Annotated in this window: 17 protein-coding genes; 11 read left to right on the plus strand and 6 right to left on the minus strand. The window is 54.3% G+C overall.

The window, feature by feature from the left end; genetic code table 11:
• Positions 1 to 204: 204 nt before the first annotated feature.
• Complete coding sequence (locus DTL42_RS20305) at positions 205 to 3,555, plus strand: aminotransferase class I/II-fold pyridoxal phosphate-dependent enzyme (RefSeq protein ID WP_234824283.1); 3,351 nt, start codon at positions 205 to 207, stop codon at positions 3,553 to 3,555.
• 105 nt (positions 3,556 to 3,660) lie between these two features.
• Here DTL42_RS20305 and DTL42_RS20310 read toward each other — a convergent pair whose 3' ends face one another.
• Positions 3,661 to 4,500, minus strand: coding sequence for a hypothetical protein (locus DTL42_RS20310; RefSeq protein WP_114371484.1), 840 nt, complete (start codon positions 4,498 to 4,500; stop codon positions 3,661 to 3,663).
• A 306-nt stretch (positions 4,501 to 4,806) separates the two neighbouring features.
• On the opposite strand from DTL42_RS20310, the gene DTL42_RS20315 reads away from it, so the two are divergent.
• Both DTL42_RS20315 and DTL42_RS20320 read left to right on the plus strand, forming a co-directional pair.
• Positions 4,807 to 5,697 carry a hypothetical protein gene (locus tag DTL42_RS20315; RefSeq protein ID WP_114371486.1) on the plus strand — a complete coding sequence of 297 codons (891 nt, stop codon included), beginning with the start codon at positions 4,807 to 4,809 and terminating at the stop codon, positions 5,695 to 5,697.
• Between the two features lie 268 nt (positions 5,698 to 5,965).
• Positions 5,966 to 6,772, plus strand: a complete 807-nt coding sequence (locus DTL42_RS20320; protein WP_114371488.1) for a sugar phosphate isomerase/epimerase family protein — start codon at positions 5,966 to 5,968, stop codon at positions 6,770 to 6,772.
• Positions 6,773 to 6,811: 39 nt separating this feature from the next.
• On the opposite strand, the gene DTL42_RS20325 is transcribed toward DTL42_RS20320, so the two are convergent.
• Positions 6,812 to 8,158, minus strand: coding sequence for a PQQ-binding-like beta-propeller repeat protein (locus tag DTL42_RS20325; RefSeq protein WP_114371490.1), 1,347 nt, complete (start codon positions 8,156 to 8,158; stop codon positions 6,812 to 6,814).
• 125 nt (positions 8,159 to 8,283) lie between these two features.
• Here DTL42_RS20325 and arfB point away from each other — a divergent pair, with 125 nt between their 5' ends.
• The 6 genes from arfB to DTL42_RS20355 all read left to right on the plus strand — a co-directional run bounded on the left by arfB (position 8,284) and on the right by DTL42_RS20355 (position 14,447).
• Positions 8,284 to 8,721 (plus strand): alternative ribosome rescue aminoacyl-tRNA hydrolase ArfB, encoded by a 438-nt coding sequence (arfB, locus tag DTL42_RS20330; protein WP_114371492.1) that lies wholly within the window; start codon positions 8,284 to 8,286, stop codon positions 8,719 to 8,721.
• Positions 8,722 to 8,832: 111 nt separating this feature from the next.
• Positions 8,833 to 9,579 carry a UvrB/UvrC motif-containing protein gene (locus tag DTL42_RS20335; protein ID WP_114371494.1) on the plus strand — a complete coding sequence of 249 codons (747 nt, stop codon included), beginning with the start codon at positions 8,833 to 8,835 and terminating at the stop codon, positions 9,577 to 9,579.
• Between the two features lie 184 nt (positions 9,580 to 9,763).
• Positions 9,764 to 11,062: a Gfo/Idh/MocA family oxidoreductase gene (locus tag DTL42_RS20340; protein ID WP_114371497.1), complete on the plus strand. Its 1,299-nt coding sequence runs from the start codon at positions 9,764 to 9,766 to the stop codon at positions 11,060 to 11,062.
• A gap of 112 nt (positions 11,063 to 11,174) precedes the next feature.
• Positions 11,175 to 12,749, plus strand: a complete 1,575-nt coding sequence (locus tag DTL42_RS20345) for an ABC transporter permease (RefSeq protein WP_114371500.1) — start codon at positions 11,175 to 11,177, stop codon at positions 12,747 to 12,749.
• Positions 12,750 to 12,811: 62 nt separating this feature from the next.
• The gene (locus tag DTL42_RS20350) at positions 12,812 to 13,939 is read left to right on the plus strand and encodes a DUF1570 domain-containing protein (protein WP_114371503.1); all 1,128 of its coding nucleotides are present in this window, start codon (positions 12,812 to 12,814) and stop codon (positions 13,937 to 13,939) included.
• 220 nt (positions 13,940 to 14,159) lie between these two features.
• On the plus strand, positions 14,160 to 14,447 hold the full coding sequence (locus tag DTL42_RS20355) for a hypothetical protein (RefSeq protein ID WP_114371506.1): 288 nt from the start codon (positions 14,160 to 14,162) through the stop codon (positions 14,445 to 14,447).
• A 357-nt stretch (positions 14,448 to 14,804) separates the two neighbouring features.
• Here DTL42_RS20355 and DTL42_RS20360 read toward each other — a convergent pair whose 3' ends face one another.
• Both DTL42_RS20360 and DTL42_RS20365 read right to left on the minus strand, forming a co-directional pair.
• Positions 14,805 to 16,133 carry a PQQ-binding-like beta-propeller repeat protein gene (locus DTL42_RS20360; protein ID WP_114371509.1) on the minus strand — a complete coding sequence of 443 codons (1,329 nt, stop codon included), beginning with the start codon at positions 16,131 to 16,133 and terminating at the stop codon, positions 14,805 to 14,807.
• An 84-nt stretch (positions 16,134 to 16,217) separates the two neighbouring features.
• The gene (locus DTL42_RS20365) at positions 16,218 to 16,454 is read right to left on the minus strand and encodes an FmdB family zinc ribbon protein (protein WP_114371512.1); all 237 of its coding nucleotides are present in this window, start codon (positions 16,452 to 16,454) and stop codon (positions 16,218 to 16,220) included.
• A gap of 79 nt (positions 16,455 to 16,533) precedes the next feature.
• Between DTL42_RS20365 and DTL42_RS20370 the strand changes: the two genes are divergently transcribed.
• Positions 16,534 to 17,217 (plus strand): NAD(P)H-hydrate epimerase, encoded by a 684-nt coding sequence (locus DTL42_RS20370; RefSeq protein ID WP_114371516.1) that lies wholly within the window; start codon positions 16,534 to 16,536, stop codon positions 17,215 to 17,217.
• Positions 17,218 to 17,324: 107 nt separating this feature from the next.
• Here DTL42_RS20370 and DTL42_RS20375 read toward each other — a convergent pair whose 3' ends face one another.
• Positions 17,325 to 18,725 carry an SPFH domain-containing protein gene (locus tag DTL42_RS20375; protein WP_114371519.1) on the minus strand — a complete coding sequence of 467 codons (1,401 nt, stop codon included), beginning with the start codon at positions 18,723 to 18,725 and terminating at the stop codon, positions 17,325 to 17,327.
• 92 nt (positions 18,726 to 18,817) lie between these two features.
• Positions 18,818 to 19,345 (minus strand): hypothetical protein, encoded by a 528-nt coding sequence (locus DTL42_RS20380; protein WP_114371522.1) that lies wholly within the window; start codon positions 19,343 to 19,345, stop codon positions 18,818 to 18,820.
• Positions 19,346 to 19,712: 367 nt separating this feature from the next.
• Here DTL42_RS20380 and DTL42_RS20385 point away from each other — a divergent pair, with 367 nt between their 5' ends.
• Entirely contained in the window at positions 19,713 to 20,414 is a 702-nt protein-coding gene (locus tag DTL42_RS20385; RefSeq protein WP_114371524.1) for a HEAT repeat domain-containing protein, read from the plus strand.
• Positions 20,415 to 20,698 lie beyond the last annotated feature (284 nt).

The raw sequence follows: 20,698 nt of genomic DNA on the forward strand, positions 1-20,698 counted from the left end.
CGTCGTATGCAAGCTATCCGTTTGAATCCTTGTCCACCGATTCGACCTCTGCTAGGAAGTGGCGCAGTTGTTGTTGCCGCTCTCCTTAATATGTGTCGATTTCCCGCGTTGCCGCTAAATACGTGCGGGAAAACCGTAATCCATCGGCCTCTTATCGCGCAGTCGAACTCATTGCGATTTGCCTAATCGGAGATTGAAAAGCTCGTGACTCCAGAGATGCTCAATTCGTTTACCCCTCCTTCCACGAACATCGTTGATCGTTTGCGTCATCGTGCCGAGCATCTGGGATCACAGGTCGCTTTCACTTTTCTGGTTGATGGTGAAGACGAAGAGATCAAGCTCACCTACGAGCAACTCGATCGTCGTTGCCAGGCAATCGCCGCCGAGCTTCAAGCTCGTGGTATGGAAGGGGAACGCGCGCTTCTGCTTTTCCCGCCAGGGCTCGACTTCATCGCGGCCTTCTTCGGTTGCTTGTACGCCGGTGTAGTGGCGGTGCCCGCTTATCCTCCGCGCCGCAATCGCAACATGGTCCGCATCCAGGCCATCGCAGACGATGCCCAGGCCAAGGTCGCGCTGACCACTGCCGAAGTTTACGAACGCATGGTCCCCATGCTTGAAGAAACGCCCGGCCTGAAAACCATCGATTGGATTCGCATCGATCAGGTGGAAGACAAGCTGGCAGCCAAGTGGGATCAGCCACGCCTGACGGCCGAGACCATGGCCTTTCTGCAGTACACGTCCGGTTCGACCGGCACGCCGAAGGGAGTGATGCTCTCGCACGGCAACATGATGCATAACTCGGCCCTCATTTCGTATGCCTTCGAGCATACCCGTAGCGTGCGGGCCTGTTTCTGGTTGCCGATGTACCACGACATGGGGCTCATCGGTGGCGTGCTTCAGCCAATGCAAATTGGTCAGCCCAACGTCTTGATGTCGCCGATGGCCTTTTTGCAGCAGCCGTATCGCTGGCTGCGTGCGATCTCGAAATACCAATGCAATATCAGCGGGGGGCCGAACTTTGCTTACGAGTTGTGCGTGCAGAAGATCACGCCAGAACAACGTGAGAAGCTCGATCTCAGCAGTTGGGAATTGGCATTTAACGGTGCCGAACCTGTCCGCCCGGAAACGCTCGATCGGTTTGCCAAGACATTTGAACCCTGCGGTTTCCGTCGCGAGGCGTTTTACCCTTGTTACGGCATGGCCGAAGCCACGCTCATCATCTCTGGCGGCATGAAAAAAAGCCCGCCGGTCATTCAAGCGGTGGATGGCTACTCGCTCGACCAACACCAAGTCGTCGACGCCGATCCCGATGACGACGGTGCTCGCGTGATTGTTGGCTGTGGCAATACGCTCCCCGACCAACGAATCTTGATCGTCGACCCAGACACGTTCGAGCGGAAACAACCAGACGAAGTCGGCGAAGTTTGGGTTTGCGGCCCTAGTATCGCCAAAGGTTACTGGCGAAACGAAGAAGCGACCGAGACGATCTTCAAAGCCTATACGTCCGACACCAACGAAGGGCCTTTCCTCCGAACGGGCGACCTTGGTTTTATGAACAACGGCGAGTTATTCATTACCGGGCGTTTGAAAGACATGATCATTGTGCGGGGCGTTAATCGCTACCCGCAAGACATCGAACAAACCGTCACCCAATGCCACGACTTGATGGAAGGGATGACCGCTGCGGCCGTCATGGCGGAAGTCGCCGATCGAGAACGCTTGATCATCGTCGCCGAAGCACCGCGTGCCAAACGGAAAGACCTGACCGATATCATCGCCACGATTCGCCGCGAAGTTGCGATCGAGCATGAAATATCGGTCGACGGAGTGGCCCTGATTCGACGCGGCTCGATCCCCAAGACATCCAGTGGAAAGATCCAGCGACACGCGTGCAAGGAACATTTCCTCACCCATACGCTGCCCGTTTTAGAACGCTGGGTTGCGTGGGACGAAGTTCAAGTTTCCGAAGAGATCCAACGCGTTAAGCTTCGTCGTGCCCAACTGGAAGCAGCCCGAGCCGATGCCGAAGGTCTAGCCGTTTCCGACCCGCTTGTGCGGCAACGGACCGTACAGCTCGTGATCGACAAGATTCGCGAAATCGCCCGCGATCGAGCCCGGCACATTGAGCCAGAAACCGATATTTTGGAACTCGATCTCGATTCGCTCGAACGGATGGAGATCATTGCTTCCATTGAAGATTTGTACGGGGCACGTTTCCCTGACGACATCTTGCCTTCCATGCGAACGGTCGCCCAAGTGGCCGACAGCATTGAAATCTACTTGGCAACAGACGACCTACGTCCCAGCGTGCCTAGCGAGATCCCGCAAGAGATGTTCGGTTTCTCGGCCTTGCCCGAGTACCGTCAGGTGCGGCAATTCGCCGATCAACTGGGCGAACTTGGTCTGCCCAATCCGTACTTCCAAGTCTTGGATGGCCCCACCTCGGCCACCGCTTCGGTTGAAGGCAAAGAAGTCATCAACTTCGCGGGCTACAACTATCTAGGCTTGGCCGAACAGGAAGAAGTCAAACAAGCTGCGATTGACGCGATTACGCAACAAGGCACCAGCACCAGCGGCAGCCGTTTAATCTCTGGCGAACGCCAGATTCATCGTCAACTGGAAGGAGAACTCGCCCAGTTTCTCGGCGTCGATAGTGCGATGCTGATGTCTGGCGGGCATGCAGCCAACGAAACGACGATTGGGCACTTGCTGCGAACGGGGGATTTAATCCTGCACGATTCGCTGGCCCACAGCAGTATTATCACCGGGGCCAATCTTTCCGGCGCTCGGCGGCGGCCTTATCCGCACAACGATTGGCGCGAGCTAGACGAGATTTTACACGATATCCGTAAAGACTATCGCCGCGTGTTGATCGTTGCGGAAGGTGTTTACGGCATGGAAGGGGATATCTGCCCCTTGCCGGAATTGGTCGAGATTCGTAATCGACACAAAACCTGGTTGATGATCAACGAAGCTCATTCCCTCGGTACGCTTGGCCCAACAGGGCGGGGCGTCCGTGAACACTTTGGGGTCGATCCCAGTGAAGTCGACATTTGGATCGGCACGCTCAGCAAAGCATTGGGCTCGAACGGCGGCTTTGTCGCTGGCAGCCACGAACTGATCGACTATTTAAAGCACACCGCTTCTGGTTTCGTTTACAGTGCTGGCTTGGCTCCCTCGTCCACCGCAGCGGCTTTGGCGGCGCTGAAGTTGATTGAAGCAAACCCGAATTGGATCGCCAAGCTACAGCAAAACTCCGACTTAGTGCGCGACCTGGCTAAGAAAGCTGGCTTGAATATCGGGAGCAGCCAACTTTCGCCGATCGTACCGATCATTGTGGGCGATTCGATGATGACCATGATCTTGGCCCAGAAGCTTCTGGCCGATGGCGTCAACGCGCGTCCGCTCACTTATCCGGCGGTCGAAGAATCGGCTGCTCGCTTGCGGTTGTTTGTCAACGCGCACCACACCAAAGATCAGATCCGCCAAACGATCAACAAGTTGGCGGCCTTGTGGTCGAAGCTGCAACGAGAAAATCACGCCAGCGCTGGTTAGTCGATTCGACTTTCTCTCACGCTATTCGCTTTACGCAAGCGCATAAAAAAAGCCTCGTCTCAGTGGACGAGGCTTTTGTCGTTGATTCCGTGGAAATCGCAGAGACTATCGGTTCAAGGTAAAACCAAACGCAACCCCGGTAACGGCCATTTCCTGGCTGTCGAAGATGGCGATCGCATCGCGTCCCATACCCTTGCCGAAGTACAGCGTGTTCCAAGAGACGTCGAGCGAAATCTCTCGGGTCAGGTGATAAGCAGCCCCCAGGGCGAACTCGCCACCGACCACTGCGTTCGAGTAGTCGCCGATGTCGCCACGGTAAACCCAGTTGTTACCTGCGAACGCTCGCAACTCACTCTTCAAAGTCCACTGGCCGCGGTGCGAGAAGACCCGAGTACCCACCTGTCCTAGCAGCATATTGTTCTGCATGAAGATGAATGGGTTGGTCTTGTCGTTGAACTGCGTGAATCGCAGACCGACCATGGGCTCCATCCAGAATCCTTCATAGAACTGGGGCAGGCGCCAAACACGGTTGCCTTCAAAGCTGTTCAAGTCGCCACGATTTACTAAATCGTACGAGGGGCCGTCCAGTCGCCAACCGCTGAACAACCAGCCATTGTTTTCCTCGGTCATGAAACCGAAGTCGACGCGATTGCCGTAAGTGGCATCCCCATTGAAACCACCCGGGGCGCTGTGCCCACGGCTCACGTTCATGAACAGTCGGTGATATTCAAAGAAAATCCCGTTGTTCGGATCAATTGTGTCCTGGCCGTATTGCTCGGTAATCGGGGGGGCGAACCACTGGAAATCATAGTTTTCCAGATTCACGTCCGTAAACGGTTGCATCGCGGCGGGGTACACGGTGTCGTACTGTGCCTGCACGCTGGAAGCAGCCGCCAAATTGGCCACGATCACCAGAGTCCACAGTGCTTTACGATAAATCAACATGGTCCACTTCTACCTTGTGACTTCCACGGTAATGGTATGGACGACGCCACCGTAACGATGGCGAAAGTTCCTGCGTTGCCGTTTGTATCGGAACGTCTGGGAGTACGAATTGAACCAGTTTGGCAAACTCTGCCGAAAATTCGGACTAATCCGTAAAACCTATCAACCCATTCCCCCAAAACCTCCTAAATCCGCCGAATCTCTGCTCAAAATGATTTCATTTGCCCCGACTGAATCGTTCCGCGTATATTTCGAGTAAGATAATTAGGCTCTTATTTCGCTAGCATTTGCTAAGGAATCCACGATATGTCTGTTCGCTCCCTTCTAAATTCCCTCCGCCCGTTAGCGGATCGCCGCTTATGGATGCTGGTTCTGTCAATTCTGCTAGCGTCTGGCGGACAAGCTCAAGCAGAAGAAAAGAGCGAAGGGCCAGATTTCGTGCGGGTTAAGAATAATGCCAGCGGGAAACCAACCTCGCTGCAAACCGCGATTGCCCACTATCAATCCAAAGACGGCGGCAAACTGAAAATCGATCTGATTGGTGCCGTTCATGTGGGCGAAGACGCTTACTATCAGGAACTGAACAAACGCTTTAAAAACTACGACGCCGTGATGTATGAATTGGTCGCCCCGGAAGGAACCCGCGTTCCCGCTGGGGGTGCCGGCCACAGCAGTCCTCTTAGCAGCATGCAAACCGGTATGAAAGACATGCTGGACCTGGAGTTCCAGCTAGAGAAGATCGACTACTCGCCAGAAAACTTCATCCATGCGGATATGTCACCTGATGAGTTTGTCCAAGACATGGAAGAGCGTGGTGATAGCGTTCTGGCAATGTTCGCCCGGGCCATGGGGCAGGGAATTGTGCAGCAATCGAAAGGCGGGTCAACCGATGCCGCGATCATGATGGCTCTCTTTTCCCAAGACCGGGCCAAGAAGCTCCGCCGGGTGTTTGCCTCGCAGATTGCTGACTTGGACAAACAAATGCGAGCCATCGAAGGCAAAAACGGTTCGACGATCATCAGCCAGCGTAACGCCAAAGCGTTCGAGGTGATGGACCGGGAGATCAAAAACGGCAAAGCCAATATCGCCGTCTTCTATGGTGCTGGCCATTTAGAGGACATGCACAAACGCCTGCTCAAGGACTTCAACATGGAACTGAAGTCGGTCGAGTATCTTGATGCCTGGGATTTGCAATAGCAGCCAACCACGAGCAAACTTTCGGCGTGCGGGCTACCGTAATGGAGCAACACCGCACGCTTTTTTTTGCGCTGCCAGGTCACGCTAGCACGCGTTTTGCCTACCACTTCGGCAGACAGCGACACCATCTTTAAATGAAGAAGGAAAACTCGTTCGTCAAGTCGTTTACAAAACATCCTTCCTACCTATACTTGGCTTCACTTTTGTACTGCCGCCCGGGGACACGCGGTAGTTTCGAGTCGCATCTTATCTCACGAGTGTCACACGGATGGCCAAGTTCTCGATGAATCAAATGACCACGCTACGTTGGTCATTTGAACAAGACTGCTTTCGATACCGCGAAGCGGGCCTCTCTGCAATTCATGTCTGGCGAGACAAGATTCATGACTACGGTGAAGCCAAGGGAGCAATCCTCTTAGAAGAGTTAGAACTGGAAGTCTCTGCCCTTAGCTGGGCCGGAGGATTTACCGGCAGCGATGGCCGCAACTTCAAAGACGCCCTCGAAGATGCCCGGCATGCGGTCGACCTGGCACACGAATTAGATGCTGGTTGTTTGATCGTTTACAGTGGGGCGCGAGGTGGCCATATCAGCAAGCATGCTCAACGACTTTTCTCCGGAGCGTTGAGCGAGTTGATTCCTTATGCCGAAGCCCACGATGTGACTTTGGCGATCAAGCCGATCCGTCACAAGTACGGTTGTGCCTGGACTCTCATTCGCCGCATGACCGATGCTTTACAGTTGATCGATTTGATCGATTCGCCTCGTTTCAAGCTAGTGCTCGACTTATACGAATTTGGCGATCAGCCGGATGTGCTCGACAACTTGCATCTATTGATCCCTTACCTGGCGTTGGTCCAAGTTGGCGATCGCTGCTGCGAACCGCAGGAAGAACCCAACCGCTGCCTCTTAGGTAACGGGCACTTGGCACTCGACGAAACGATTTCCAAGCTGATCCAACTTGGCTACTGCGGCCCATTCGATATCGAACTGATGGGTCGAGACGTGCAAAAGCTGGAATACGACGAAGTCCTCTCGCATAGCGTCGGCTACTTGCAAGCGATGAAGTGCCACTAATGCATCGCGTGCGGCCTGCGAGAGAGGACGCTGCGATGCTTACTCTCTTTCCGCCGATAATTCCAAGCAAACCAAGCGATCATCTCCTCGCACGTAGAGGCGCCCGTCCGAGAGAATCGGCGCTGACCAGGCCGGTGCTTTTATTAGCTCTTGCCCGTTGTCATTTTTCAGTGTCACTTCCGAGACTAATTGAAACGCCTGGGGACTTGTCCGAATCAGCATCAACGGGCCATACTCGCTCAGGCAAATCAAGTTCTTATCGGCCGCCAACAACGAGCAGCGCGCCAAGCCAGGCTTCTTCCACATGACTTGGCCCGTCGTCCATTCAATGCACCGCAGTTCGGCCTGATGCGGATGACGTCCGCTGCTCCCGTACAAGAAACCATCTTGATAGACGGCCGTATTCCAGTGTGTTTCCATGACGTGATCGCGGCTACGAAATTCATCTTTCCACACCACTTCGTACCCACCTGGTTTCACTTTTAACAGCGTACTGCCAACGGCGTAACACTCCGAGATAAAGACTTCGTCACCCACCACTACCGGCGTGCTGGCGTTGACGCTTTCTAGCTTTTTGGCTCGCCAAGGATAATGAAAGTCGATCTTGCCATCGCGCGGATCAAATCCTAACAAGCCGCCTCGCAGAAACGCGAAGCACCAGGGGCGACCGTCGATTTCAGCTAAGGTTAAGCTGGCATAGCTGGCCAGTTCGTCCGAGATTTTATAGACCTCTTTGCCGGTTAGTTTGTCGAGAGCGACGATACCGCTGCCGTTGCCGTCGACACGGCTAATATCATACGGGCCCAGCCCCTTGAACTCTTCAGGACTGCCCCCGACCATCACCAGCAACTTATCTTCAAAGATGACCGGGCTGCTACCCACGCCAAAAAAATTGGGGACCACCATGTATTCCAGCGACAAATTTCGCTTCCACAGCAATTTCTTCTCTGGAATACTCACACAGTGCAACTCTCCTTCGGCCCCATAAAGATAAACCCGATCTCCGTCGATAATTGGGCTACAGCGAGGCCCGTTGTTATAGCCGAGATAGTCATCGTATTGAGTGGGGTACTCGTAGGTCCAAAGCTCTTGGCCGGTCTTTGCGTTCAGCACAACCAAGCGATTGGTATTGCCGTAGCGATCGAACTGAAAGAATTTTCCGTCGCTGATCGAACCAATACCGTAGCCAGTCCCCAGCTTACGCTGCCATAAAACCTTAGGACCACCTTGCGGCCATTGCTGCAAAAGCCCCGTTTCCAAAGAAGTGCTGTTGTGACGTGGACCCAGGAACGTGGGCCAATCTTCTGCGAAAACGGGAGAGAGCCCCGTGAACAGCGGGAAAATTACAGCGATTCCCCAAACAAGTGAGTGAACCCAAGTCGGCATGAAGTAGTCCTGAGATTTACGGTAGGTAGTGCGAGGCGGGTATTCTTCTTATCCTGGCAGTATAGCGAACGTCGTACTTCAATCCAAAATAGCAAACCAAGCCGTCTGGCGGTTGTTCCCTAAGCATGTCCACGTTTGTCATCAACCATTCGATTCAAATCCCTTGGAGCGAGCTGCAATTCTCGTACGCGCGCTCAGGGGGGCCTGGTGGACAGCATGTGAACAAGACCAATACCAAGGCGATTCTGAAATGGGACGTACGCCAAACCGAAGCGATTGGCCCAGCAATTAAGCAGCGTTTCGAAAAGCATTGGGGGGCACGCATTAATAAAGAGGGCTTTCTCGTAATCAGCAGCGAAGAGAGCCGCGAGCAGCGTAGCAATATGGAAGCCTGTCTGGCGAAGCTGAAACAAATGCTCACCATTTCTGCCAAGCGGCCCAAAGTCCGAGTTCCCACCAAACCGTCACTAGGGTCGGTCCGCCGCAATGCGGAAAAGAAACGCCAGCGGAGCGAACGAAAAAGCCAACGGCGTTCCTCGAAAAATATCTCGCGCGACGACTAGGACTCACCCCTCTTCAGAGTCACTTCTCGAATTGCTACGTCCTTTCCCCAGCGAGAGGATGGCCTATAATCTGATTGAACGACGCGAATTGCTTTATTTTGCACGGATTCTATGGCCTCCGAAGACCAGCACGAAGACATCGACCATATTCTGAAAACCTGGACGTTCGAGCCTGGCAGGCTCGCGGCCCGGCTGGTAACCGCTGCAGACGGACGAGATGTCCTCCAAATGCGGATTGAGATGGGGCTACTCCAAATGGAAACCTCGGGACGTCCCGATGGCGAGAAGCCGTTTGGCTTCAATTCCTACTTGGAATACCTTCAAGCTCAGTACGTCGCCGACGCTTCGATTATGCTGACTGACGACGATTGCCTGGAAATCGACCGGGAATTCGTGCAGCTTTATCATCGTCGTATCTGCTGGTTAGCGCTGCGCGAGTACGATCGAGCTGTCCGCGATGCCGACCATACCCTGGCCTTAATGGATGTTTGCCGAGAGCATTCCATCGACGAAGAATGGATCGATAGCCACGAACATTTTCGTCCCTTTGTAATGTTCCATCGCATTCAAGCCAAGGCTTTAATCGAACTGGAAAAGCACACGCCAGAGCACGCCATTGAAGAATTGACCATGGGCGTGGAACAATTGCGAGCCGCTTACCAAGATTACGATCCGGAAAGCGACTTCGAAGAAGATGAGCTTCACGTTCGACTGATTGAACTCCGTGAAACACTGCGCGAGCAATTTGAAGTCGGTCAAACGTTAAACGAACAATTGGCCGATGCCGTTGCCAACGAGCGTTACGAACAGGCCGCCAAGCTCCGCGATCGGATCTCGAAGCGGGAAAACCCTCGCTAACCCCCACCCAAGCCAATATCATCTAACTTCAGTTTGCAATTTTTCTTGAAATTCACCTAACCCCTCCGAATAGTCTGATTTTGTTGCAATCAACTCTCGAAGTAGCTACAATTCGACTAAAATCCCTCATCTGCCTCGAACATATCCCGGTATATCCCACCTTTATCGTTTTTAAGGAATCAGCATGTCTGACAAGACAAAACCCGCCTCACCATCGAGTATCGAAAGACGCAGCTTCCTCAAAGGATCTGCTGCGTTAGGAACTGCCGCCGCCGTTGGTAGCTTAAGTCTTTCGCAAAGTGCCCACGCCGCTGGTAGCGATACGTTGAAGGTTGCCCTCATCGGCTGTGGCGGGCGTGGTAACGGTGCCGCCGTGAACGCGACGAAGGGGGACGAGAACCTCAAGATCACGGTTCTGGCCGACATCTTTCCAGACAAGGTAGAAGCATCCAAGCGAATTCTTAGCCGACAGTTGGGCGATCGCTTTGAAGTACCGGACGATAATTGCTTCAGTGGTTTCGACGCTTACAAAGACGTCATGGCGACCGACGTCGACGTCGTGCTGCTGTGTACCACACCACACTTCCGCCCAGCTCACCTGGAAGCCGCCATCGATGCGGGCAAGCACGTCTTCTGCGAAAAGCCTGTGGCAATCGACGCCCCTGGTTGCCGCAAAGTGCTAGAAACCTGCAACAAGGCCAAGCAAAAGAACCTGAGCATCGTCAGTGGTCTGTGCTGGCGTTACCATCCGTCGGTCCAAGCCACCGTCGAGCAGATCAAGTCTGGTGCGATTGGCGATATCGTTTCGATCCAGGAAAACTACCTCGCCGGTACACTCTGGCATCGCGGTCGTAAGCCTGATTGGTCGGAAATGGAATACCAAATCCGCAACTGGTTGTACTTCACTTGGCTGTCGGGCGATCACATCGCCGAGCAAGCGATTCACAGCCTCGACAAGGCCCTGTGGTGCATGGACGATCAGCCGCCAGCATCGGCTTACGGCTTGGGTGGCCGTGAAGTTCGTACCGGTGAAGAGTACGGTAACATCTTCGATCACCACGCCGTCATGTACGAATACCCAGGCGGACAGAAGGTGTTCCATTACACCCGTCAGATGGCTGGCTGCTTCAACCAGACGGAAGACTTTGTGATGGGTACCAAGGGTAACGCCAAGATCTTGGCCGGTGTTGTCGAAGGGACCAACAACTGGAAGTACGATGGCCCTGGTGGCGACATGTACGACCTGGAACACAAAGCCCTGTACGCTGGCATGCGTTCCGGTAACATCATCAACAACGGTGACTACATGACCAAGAGCACCATGATGGCCATCATGGGCCGCATGGCGACTTACACCGGTAAGAAGATCACCTGGGAAGAAGCCTGGAACAGCAAGGAAGACCTGACCCCGAAGAGCTACGCTTGGGGCCCAGTCGAAATCCCAACCCCGATTGCCGTTCCTGGGCAGACCAAGTTGGTCTAATCGTACGAGCGATCCTTACGGATTACACTGGAGGCCAGGAACAACCCTGGCCTCCTTTTCTTTTGCGCTCGTGAATCAGTATCCCGGCTCAACTCGATATCGCTTCCTTGGCATGACCGCTGTTGGGCTGCTGCTGGTGGTCTTGTGCGTGCTGCTTCTGCTGTGGGGCGATCCTCTTAGTATTTCGCTAACCGCCAATTCGCTTAAGTTCGCCTTGGCAACGGTTGCCTGCACGCTTCCCCTAGCGATTGTTACTGCTTTGCTGATCTTCCGCACCAACATCGTGGGGCGTGCGGTCCTGCAAACGTTGCTGGTGGTTTGGCTCTTTATTCCAGTCTACATTCATATCGCTGGCTGGCGAAACCTATTCGGCCCCCAAGGTTGGCTCGAAATCGCGAACCCGCTAAATCCTTCCGCCAACCTGATCGATGGTTGGACTGGCGTCCTCTGGCTCCACTGTGTGGCGGCGTTTCCCTGGGCGGTGCTACTAACCGGCATTGCTTTTGGGCGAGGTCCGGCCAGTCTCGAAGATGACGCCCAGTTGGAAATTTCGCCCCTAGCAGTGCTCACACGTGTTACCTTACGCAGAAGCTGGGATGCGGTTCTCGTGGCGATCGCCTGGTTAGTAATTGCCGTTTTTGGCGAAATGAGTATCGCCAGCGTCTGCAACGTGCGAACCTATGCCGAGGTTGTCTTTACTGGTATTCCCTTGGGGCAAACGGCCAGCGAAACGGGGCTGACCATCGCTCCTGGTGTACTGGTGATCGTCGGCTTGGTTCTGCTTGCCGCTTGGTCGGCGGAAACGCTGCGGCCACGCGAGCCAGATGCAGAAACGCGCCGTCCTGCCCCGATACCGCTGGGCAAGCCGCGATGGTTCTGGTCGCTGCTGGTCTGGCTCCTGTTCCTTGCCGCACTCGGACCGCCGCTTATCGGTCTGGTTTACAAAGTCGGCATCACAATCAACCAGGTAAACGGAGACTTTATCCGTGGCTGGTCCTTGCTGAAGGCCATCGGTCTGACTGCCAGCAGCGTTGTGGTCTATCGTCCGGAACTCATGTGGACGCTGGCCATAGGGGGAACGGTCGCCTTGGTGACAACCTTACTTGGGCTGTTACTAAGCGACCTGGCGATGCGCAATCGCGCCGGTGCATGGTTTGTTACGCTACTTTGCGCAGCTCTTTTTGCGTTGCCAGGCCCTATCGTCGGGCTTTCGATTGCTTGGGGTACAAACCGTCCTTGGCTCGCAGGCCTGGCTCCACTGATCGACCGTAGCATCTTTGCCCCAGTGCTGGCAATCTTGACCATCACGCTGCCAATCGTAACGTTCTATTACTGGCACGCGTTTGCTTCGCAGCGTCAACTGCGCGAGATGGCCGCGATCGATGGTAGCAATTGGTGGCGGACGTGGACCCGTGTTATTTTGCCGGGCAACGTCAGTACCATCGTGGCCGGAGCCCTGATGGGCTTCGTCCTGGCTTGTAACGATGTGGCGGCCTCGGTCTTGGTATTGCCGGCAGGAATCGATACGATTTCTCGGCGAATCTTTGGCCTGTTACACTTCGGCGGCGAAGACAACGTGGCAGGCATTTTGCTGATGAACTTATTGGTCGTGGCGATCTTGGCCAGCGTCATTTGCACGCTGGCCGGTGGTACGCGTCGTAGCGATTTTGGGGATTCGCTGCCGTAGTTAGGTGGGCGCACTATACTGCGAGTGTCCGCTTGCATCTTGAACAAGACGAGGAAAGCTCGATGCGATTTGTCCCGATCCTGGTAACTTTGGCTGTTCTGCTTGTTACGTCGCCACTTTGCGCCGACGAAATTTCGTTCGAGCGGAACGGCAAGCAGTACGACCTAACCGGCCAGGTGATTGCCACGCACGAAGCAGGCATCGTTCTGCATACGCCGGACGGTAAGATGTGGCCGATCCAACAACAAGAGATCACCAGCCGCCAGAAAACCACCGCGTCCTTCAAGCTGCAAACCAAACAAGAACTTATCGATTCTGTCTTGGCCGAGATGCCGCCGGGCTCTCAGATTTACGAGACAGCCCACTATTTAGTCGCCTATAACACGTCTCGTTCTTATGCCCAGTGGGTCGGCAGTATGCTCGAACGGCTGCATCGTGGTTTTACTTCTTACTGGTCGCAGCGGGGCGTAAAAATCCATGAGCCAAACCAACCACTCGTCGCGTTGGTATTCGACAATCAAAACAGCTTCGCCAATTATGCCCAAGCTGAACTAGGGGACGCTGCGAAAAGTGTGATCGGTTTTTACAGCATGCACACCAACTACGTGGTCATGTTTGACTTAACAGGCGGGGCAGGGAACTCGCGTAGAAATTTGGGAACCCGTGATATCCAGCGGCTAATGTCGCGTCCTGACTTTCAGTGGAGCCTGGCCACGGTTGTCCACGAAGCGACCCACCAACTTGCGTTCAACTCGGGCGTGCAACAACGTTTCGCGGATGTGCCGTTGTGGTTTAGCGAAGGGCTGGCCATCTTTTTCGAAACGCCAGACGTTTCCAGCAGCCGAGGTTGGCGAGGGATCGGGCAGATCAGCAAGCCACGCCTGGGCCAGTTTCAAAAAGCAGCCCAAAGCGGCCAACCTTTTCTGCCAGACTTGCTAAGCAACGACGACTCGCTTCGCAAAGCAGCGACCTCGCTCGATCGCTATGCCCAAGCGTGGGCGGTGACTTATTTTCTTCAAAAACGAATGGCCAACGAGTACGACGCGTACCTGACCGAACTCTCCCAGATTGCTCCCTTAGATGATCCACCTGAAGGAGCACGGATCAAGATGTTCCAGAAGCACTTCGGTGCGGATCTGATTCAACTTGAGAACGAGATCCGCGAGATGATGTCGAGCCTCAGGCCGTAGCTATCAAACCTCAACTTTTAATACGGTTTAACTGCGAAGTGTCCTACATGCGGATCTTGCGGAAGCTCTTGTTCACACAAAGAGATCGCCGATTTCCAGGTCGGCAGATTGCCAAGAGACCTTACTGAGCAACAATCACGTCATTGACAGAAAAAGAACGATCAACACGCCGCATTGTCTCGGCGGCCAATTCTAACCCCCAAACCCTAAGGAAAAAATCATGTCCGCTTCACAAGAAAAGAAAAACCAGAATCACTTCGAGCACAGCGACATCATTCGCATCATTGGGCATTCCCATAAAAGCTTCGACGATGCCGTCGAAATGGCAATTAAGCAACTCACCTCTCCCCAACCAGGACACGATCATCATCCCAACCGCAAGTTAGTCGCGTTTAAGATCGTGGAAATGGGTGGAGCCTTAGAGCATGATCCCCAACAGAAGAACTGCGACATCATTCATTTTTCTGTGACCATGGATATCGAAGCACGGCATGTGCATTCCAGTTAAGGAGTCGCTTAAAAGGCTTGCGCGAACGAAATCGATATCAACTATCCGGCGAAGATCCCTCGAAGGCTATTGGACATCTTCGCCGTTTTGGTAGCTTTCCGTCGAAATCCAGCACAACCCTATTAAGATTACGGCCGTGGCCACCGCGATCATCTGCACGGGCAAAATAACACTGATCATGGCTTCCCTCCTGGTAGTTTCTTTGCAATTCAAAAAACGTGTACCAGAAGGATACGAGGCAGCCCTAAGCCCAAGCTGAAACAGAGATGAAATCGACTTCATCTTGAAAAGAAAGGCGGAAGCTGCCCAACGATCTTTTCCGAGGGCAGCTCTTTTTGATGGATTTTCGCAGGCGTGTTACTTCGCTTCCGTTATCCGAAACAAGTGCTCGGACGTGCGGATGACCAGATTACCATTCAGAAAAATGGGCGAAGCCATGATCCGTTCGCCTAAATCATTCTCGGCCAGCACTTCGTATTTGTCGCCAGGCTTAATTACCGTGGTCATGCCTGATTCGCTGCAGAAATAGATCCGACCGTCAGCGTACGTCGGAGATGCCGCGTAGTTTCCTCCCAGACGGCTTGTCCAGACATCACGCCCTGTTTCCGGATCGACACAGGTCGCCACCCCTCGGTCGCTGACCATGTAGATTTTTCCATCCACAAAAATCGGAGAAGGCGTGGTTGGCACCTGGCGGCTAAAGGTCCATTTGATATGCGAATCGGAAACATCTCCCTCGCCCCCGGTACGAATGGCCATCAACTGCGGACGCATGAAGCCGGTGCAAATGTAAACCATGCCGTCGTGATAAATCGGTCGCGGCACGTTCGAGAATCCACTGCCGTGATCGGCTCGCCAGATCTCTTTGCCCGTTTCTGGTTCATAAGCACACACCCACTGCGCTCCAGGGATGATCAGTTGCTTCTGGCCTTCCACGTCAATTATCAGTGGCGTCGCGTAGGCTTTTTTCTGATCGCCATCGGTCGCCCGAAAGGGCGGGCGAGGCGTTTTCCACATGGTCTTGCCGGTCTTTTTGTCGACGGCCGTGATGTACTGCTCGAAAACACCATCGCAGGTCAGCACCAGCAAATCGTCAATCAAAACCGGCGAACTGCCGGGACCGACGTTGTATTCCAGATGGTTATCGTTGTTCCGCCAAACCACTTCTCCGGTCTCCGTATCGATGCAACAAGCGCCATACGTCCCGAAATAACAGTACAAGTACTTTCCTTCGGCAACCGGAGTGGGCGAAGCATACGAATTGGTCAAGTGGACGGTCAGCGGGTCTTCCACATCAAACAGGTCAATCGTGTTCACCACCTCGCCGGTTTCGTAGTTGACTTGAACCGCCTTCAACTCAATCGACGAAGCCAGGTTCGATTGCCGGCGAGCAAACTCCGTGGAATCTTTCAGACGCTCGTTCTTCTCTTCTTCCGTTAGGTAGTTGACCAAGGCCGTCGTTACCCAGACCGAGTCCTCCACCATCACCGGCGAAGACCAACCTTTGCCGGGGATAGCCGTCTTCCAAGCGACGTTTTCCTTGGTGCTCCAATGCAGTGGAACGTTCTTAGCCTCGCTTATCCCATCGCCACGTGGGCCACGAAATTGAGGCCAGTTCTCGGCATAGCCTGTGGAAAGAAGCAGGCCCAATGCAATCAGCGAGTAAATGGCACCAAATCGGTTCATGAGCGAAAACCTAAATCGTAGGAGGTGGGCAACGAAGGGGGCAGGACCAGCATGATGGGGTAGGGGAGACGAACCAACCAACAACTAACCGAGATGACAACCGCCGCCGCCACACTGGGGCATTCCACAACCACCACCGCTCGGTGCTGGGGCACAAACGGGTAGGTCGTTCGAACGTCCGCCGGTATGTGCTGCCGGGACGCTCCAGGCTTTTTCCAATTTCACACTGCCACACTGCGGGCACTTTGGCTTTTCCTCGCCACGTACCAACAACTCGAACTGGGATTCGCATCCCTGACATGTGTATTCAAACAAAGGCATTGCTTCACCTGAGGCGGAAATCGGTTACAGTCGAAATACGTACCCAATATTGTAGATCATACCCCAGGAATCTGCATCTATGACTTTTAGGCCCCCCCTTAGCCGCGAACAATCGCGAGCCGTCGACCAATTAGCTGCCGATAAATACCATATTCCCGGTGTAATCCTGATGGAAAACGCCGGGCGCGGCTGTGCCGAGCTTCTAATCGCCCAGGCCCCTAAGCAGGTCCTTATCGCGTGTGGCCCCGGCAATAACGGGGGCGACGGTTATGTGATCGCTCGTCACCTCGACCTGGCCGGAATAGCGGTAAAAATAGCTCTGTTTTGTCCCCGCGAACGCATCAAGGGAGACGCTCTGATCAATTTCCGTATCGTGGAAGCAGCGGGCATCGAAATCCTCGATTGCTCGGACGAGCCCCTTTCCGCCGACTTTGCTGCAGCCCTGAGTGAGGCCGATTGGGTGGTCGACGCGCTGCTAGGGACCGGCGTTACTTCCGCCCCGCGTGAACCGATTGCCTCGGCCATTGGCGCGATCAATGCCTCCAGCTCCGGCGTCCTGGCCATCGACATCCCGAGCGGACTTGACTGCGACACTGGCCAGCCTCACGATCCGACGATCGAAGCTCACCTGACCGCCACCTTCGTCACGCCCAAACCAGGCTACGAGCAAGAGACCGCCAAGCCGTTTGTGGGCGAAGTGCATGTGCTAGATATCGGCACGCCGAGAAAGTTGCTGGCAGAAGTGCTGGGCGAAAGAGGGTAGCCGTTGCCCCAGAACAACATTTTGCTCGTTCTAACAACTCGCCTGCGCATGAAAAAGCCCACCATAACGTGGGCTTCCAGGCGAACTTATTTTGTGAGCTTACCCACTCAATAGTTATCTGTCCCCAACAGTTTCTCTTCGACCTTGTCGGCCTGCCAGGCGATGGCGGTGAGGGTTTTGGTGACTTCCAGTTGATCGACGGCGTCGGCTAGTTGGTTGGCTCTCACCGTGATGATTTCTCCGGCGTCACCTTTTTCAACCGCGAACGCGCCGTGGATCATCTTGGTGTTATACCGCAGCAGGGCCATGGCGTTGCGTTCGTTGGCTGGGCCGCAGAAGCTGCGATAGATGACCAGTTCGTTCCCGTCGTCATCCTTCTGTCCGAACGTGACATGCACGTTTTGCTTCCGTAAGGCACTGACCGGAACGTTGATAACCCATTCGTCGGTCGACCCCTCGGTTAAAGGCCAACTGCTGACCTGGGAAACGTTCTTGATGATGTCCTTGGCGCTCATCGCTTGCTGCGGCGCGGCGACTGGGCCTTGCAGGTCGTCGAAGCTCATCGATGCTCCCATTGGTGCTACAGGGGCAGGGCCAACCGGCGCGCCCATCGGCTGCGTGCCAGGGCCACCTTGGGGTGGCGTGCCCGGCTGTTGATACCCTTGCATGGCTGCGTTCATCATGCCAGGCATCATCATGCCGAAACCAGCTCCCATTCCCATTTGCATCGCGCCGGCACCACCTCCTTCGCCGCCGTTTTCAGCCATTTTGCTCATGCTGTTGGCCGCTTGATACATGGTAAACGCTCGCAAGTCGCCTATCGCTCCCATGCTGCTGCGGGCATCGATTGCCTTCTGCACTTCGTCCGGAGGCGTGATGGCGTTGATGAAGAAGTCGACCAGTTCCAGGCCATACTTGGCGAAATCGTCGGCCACCTTAAAACGGGTACCGGAAGCGATCTCGTCGAACTTGCTCGGCAAATCCAACATGCTGATTTGCGAGGTACCGAGCAAATCGGTCAGGCGCGAAACGATCTGATCTTTCAGGTAGGCGCTGACCTGATCGGTAGTGAACTTGCCCTGAGTGCCGACAATCGTATTGAGCATCAAAGGCGCATCGACCACGCGGAACGAAAACTTACCGAAGCTCCGCAGGCGGATCATGCCGAAGTCTTTATCGCGTATGGTGATCGGCTGCCGTGTTCCCCATTTCTGATCAAGAAAGGTCTGCTTACCGAAGTAATAAACCGAGGCCTGAAATGGGGATTTCTCCCAGGGAATGGTCAGGATACTGGTAATGATGGGGATGTTCTGCGTCTGCAGGGTGTATCGCCCTGGACCGAACGTGTCCATCGCTTTGCCGTCCATAAAGAAGACGGCTTCCTGATTCTGCTGCACGATCAACTGGGCCCCATATTTAATGGCGGCCGAGCCTTCCGGCGGCATCCGGTGCACGATGGAGCGATTCGAGTTATCGAAGAACTGAATGACTTCCAATTGCAGGCTCATCAGGTTTCTCTCTTTCTATTACAAATACGTTGTGGTCGATGATGTCTGTTTTTAGTTGGCGTGCGTTGCCAACGGGCAATTGAACGATTGCGTTAGTTCGTCTCGGGGCCAGCGGCGACACCCTTGAGCATGTTCTCGCGGTAGTCGATCTTGCCCAGCAAGCCATCGAACTTGGCAATCAATTCCGGCACAACCTGGGCGGGCGACAGAGAAGTAGTCGCCAAGCCCTGGATCTCGTTAGCCAACGCGTCGACCTGCTGCACCAAAGCTAAGTCGTGCTCGTAAAGGTCCGTCAGTACCCCTTCGTCGACTTGAACGAAGTCGAAGAAACCGCTGTAACCTGGCATCTGTGCCCGTAACCGATTGATGGCCATATCGAGCCGGCTCCGCAGTCGCTCTAGCATCGGCAATTGATCAAGAGCCCCCAGCCCAACCAGCGTTTGGCCATACTCGTCCAGTCCTTTCTTGGACTTCTGTAGCTGCTCGGCCAGGTAGTTTCGCGTCATGCTATCACTCTCGCGGCGGTACTCGCGTGCTAGATAGCCGGAAAAGCCTGGTATGTACTGGAGAATCGATTCCACGAGTCCGCGATTCTTGGCATGTTCTTGAGGATCGATCACCGAAGGTCTCCGTGGGGCTGAAATAAGGTCCGAAATGAGAAGTACCCAAGGGGCAAGCAGTTGGCATCGCTTAGAAATAAAACGTGCCCCGCCGCAAGTGTTTCGTACAAACTAGCTTGATCTTGCCGATAAAGCCTACTAGGGGCAGCGGTTGAGAAGCCGAAAAAGTAGAGATTTATCTCGCTAAGTCCCTACCATATCAGTTTTTCCGGCGAAGGAAAAACATTCCTAGGCAAGTTTTTAACGACGAGATCGAAGACCAAAAAAATCGTACTTAAATCCGCCTGGAACCGAGTCTCGATTTTTGGTAGCGTTCGCCCGCTTCAGTGGCCAAAGTCTCGTTGTGGTAGCAAGTTGGACGGAATTCATGGACCATAAGTCCACGCTTCGCGGAATTTACCTCGTTTTCATCCTCGGCATCGCCGGATGTGCCTCGAATGGCGCGATCGTCGACCCGTTAATTTATTGGGATAAAGACGATGCGGAAGTTCTCGCAAAATACGGACCTACCCCCACCCAGCGGATTCAATCGTTGGACAGCCTGGCCAATCGCGCCGGCAGTCTTACCAGCGTTGAACGAACCACCCAATCGACAAAACTATCGCAAGATCTAGCCACCGAGCCGAACTCGGTGATTCGGGTCCACATGGTGCGAACCCTCGCCAAGATGAACACGCCGGAAGCTTTTGCCGGGCTGAAGTCCTCGTTGTATGACAACGACGAATTCGTCCGCCGCGAAGCGGTAACCGCCATGGGGACGATGAAAAACCCAGAAGCGATCGCTTTGTTAGGGGACGTGCTGATTCGCGACCGAGATTATGATGTCCGCCTGACAGCTGCCAAGTCGCTTGGCGAGTTTAACAGCGATGCTGCTCACTCAGCGCTTGTCCCGGCACTTGATGCACGTGACCCAGCCATGCGATTCGCAGCAATCGAATCTCTCCGCAAAAGCAGCAAGGTCGACTATAAGGGAGACACCGCCAAGTGGCGAGAATTCGCGCAAGGGGGGAATCCGGAACCTCCTGCCACGTCGATTGCCGAACAACTGATCCCAAGCTTCTTGCGGTAAGTCCTCTGCTTCCGCTTAGCGGGCGACCAATTTTTACGGTCGTCCGGGTCCGCTGGGAGATGATCAAAATTCTTCGAGTTACGGATTCCCACGTTGAACCGATCGACTCGTCCCAAGCGGTTACACAAGAACTTGGCCCCCAGATGCTTTCACTTCAGTATCCCCCACCGCGATGCCGTTTGCTATTAGCGTAGCGTCCCGTATACACTGAAGATTAGAAACGGAAATGCATGAGCCTCTTACCTACAACGCGGGATACAGCCTACCCCACGATTCCGCGCAAG

Source organism: Bremerella cremea (assembly GCF_003335505.1).
In the GTDB taxonomy this organism is placed as follows: Bacteria; Planctomycetota; Planctomycetia; order Pirellulales; family Pirellulaceae; genus Bremerella; species Bremerella cremea_A.

What these genes read in the sequence shown, in the direction of transcription:
- DTL42_RS20310 (WP_114371484.1), bottom strand. Translation starts at nt 4,500, where the DNA reads ATGTTGATTTATCGTAAAGCACTGTGGACTCTGGTGATCGTGGCCAAT.
- DTL42_RS20315 (WP_114371486.1), top strand. Translation starts at nt 4,807, where the DNA reads ATGTCTGTTCGCTCCCTTCTAAATTCCCTCCGCCCGTTAGCGGATCGC.
- DTL42_RS20320 (WP_114371488.1), top strand. Translation starts at nt 5,966, where the DNA reads ATGGCCAAGTTCTCGATGAATCAAATGACCACGCTACGTTGGTCATTT.
- DTL42_RS20325 (WP_114371490.1), bottom strand. Translation starts at nt 8,158, where the DNA reads ATGCCGACTTGGGTTCACTCACTTGTTTGGGGAATCGCTGTAATTTTC.
- arfB (WP_114371492.1), top strand. Translation starts at nt 8,284, where the DNA reads ATGTCCACGTTTGTCATCAACCATTCGATTCAAATCCCTTGGAGCGAG.
- DTL42_RS20335 (WP_114371494.1), top strand. Translation starts at nt 8,833, where the DNA reads ATGGCCTCCGAAGACCAGCACGAAGACATCGACCATATTCTGAAAACC.
- DTL42_RS20340 (WP_114371497.1), top strand. Translation starts at nt 9,764, where the DNA reads ATGTCTGACAAGACAAAACCCGCCTCACCATCGAGTATCGAAAGACGC.
- DTL42_RS20345 (WP_114371500.1), top strand. Translation starts at nt 11,175, where the DNA reads ATGACCGCTGTTGGGCTGCTGCTGGTGGTCTTGTGCGTGCTGCTTCTG.
- DTL42_RS20350 (WP_114371503.1), top strand. Translation starts at nt 12,812, where the DNA reads ATGCGATTTGTCCCGATCCTGGTAACTTTGGCTGTTCTGCTTGTTACG.
- DTL42_RS20355 (WP_114371506.1), top strand. Translation starts at nt 14,160, where the DNA reads ATGTCCGCTTCACAAGAAAAGAAAAACCAGAATCACTTCGAGCACAGC.
- DTL42_RS20360 (WP_114371509.1), bottom strand. Translation starts at nt 16,133, where the DNA reads ATGAACCGATTTGGTGCCATTTACTCGCTGATTGCATTGGGCCTGCTT.
- DTL42_RS20365 (WP_114371512.1), bottom strand. Translation starts at nt 16,454, where the DNA reads ATGCCTTTGTTTGAATACACATGTCAGGGATGCGAATCCCAGTTCGAG.
- DTL42_RS20370 (WP_114371516.1), top strand. Translation starts at nt 16,534, where the DNA reads ATGACTTTTAGGCCCCCCCTTAGCCGCGAACAATCGCGAGCCGTCGAC.
- DTL42_RS20375 (WP_114371519.1), bottom strand. Translation starts at nt 18,725, where the DNA reads ATGAGCCTGCAATTGGAAGTCATTCAGTTCTTCGATAACTCGAATCGC.
- DTL42_RS20385 (WP_114371524.1), top strand. Translation starts at nt 19,713, where the DNA reads ATGGACCATAAGTCCACGCTTCGCGGAATTTACCTCGTTTTCATCCTC.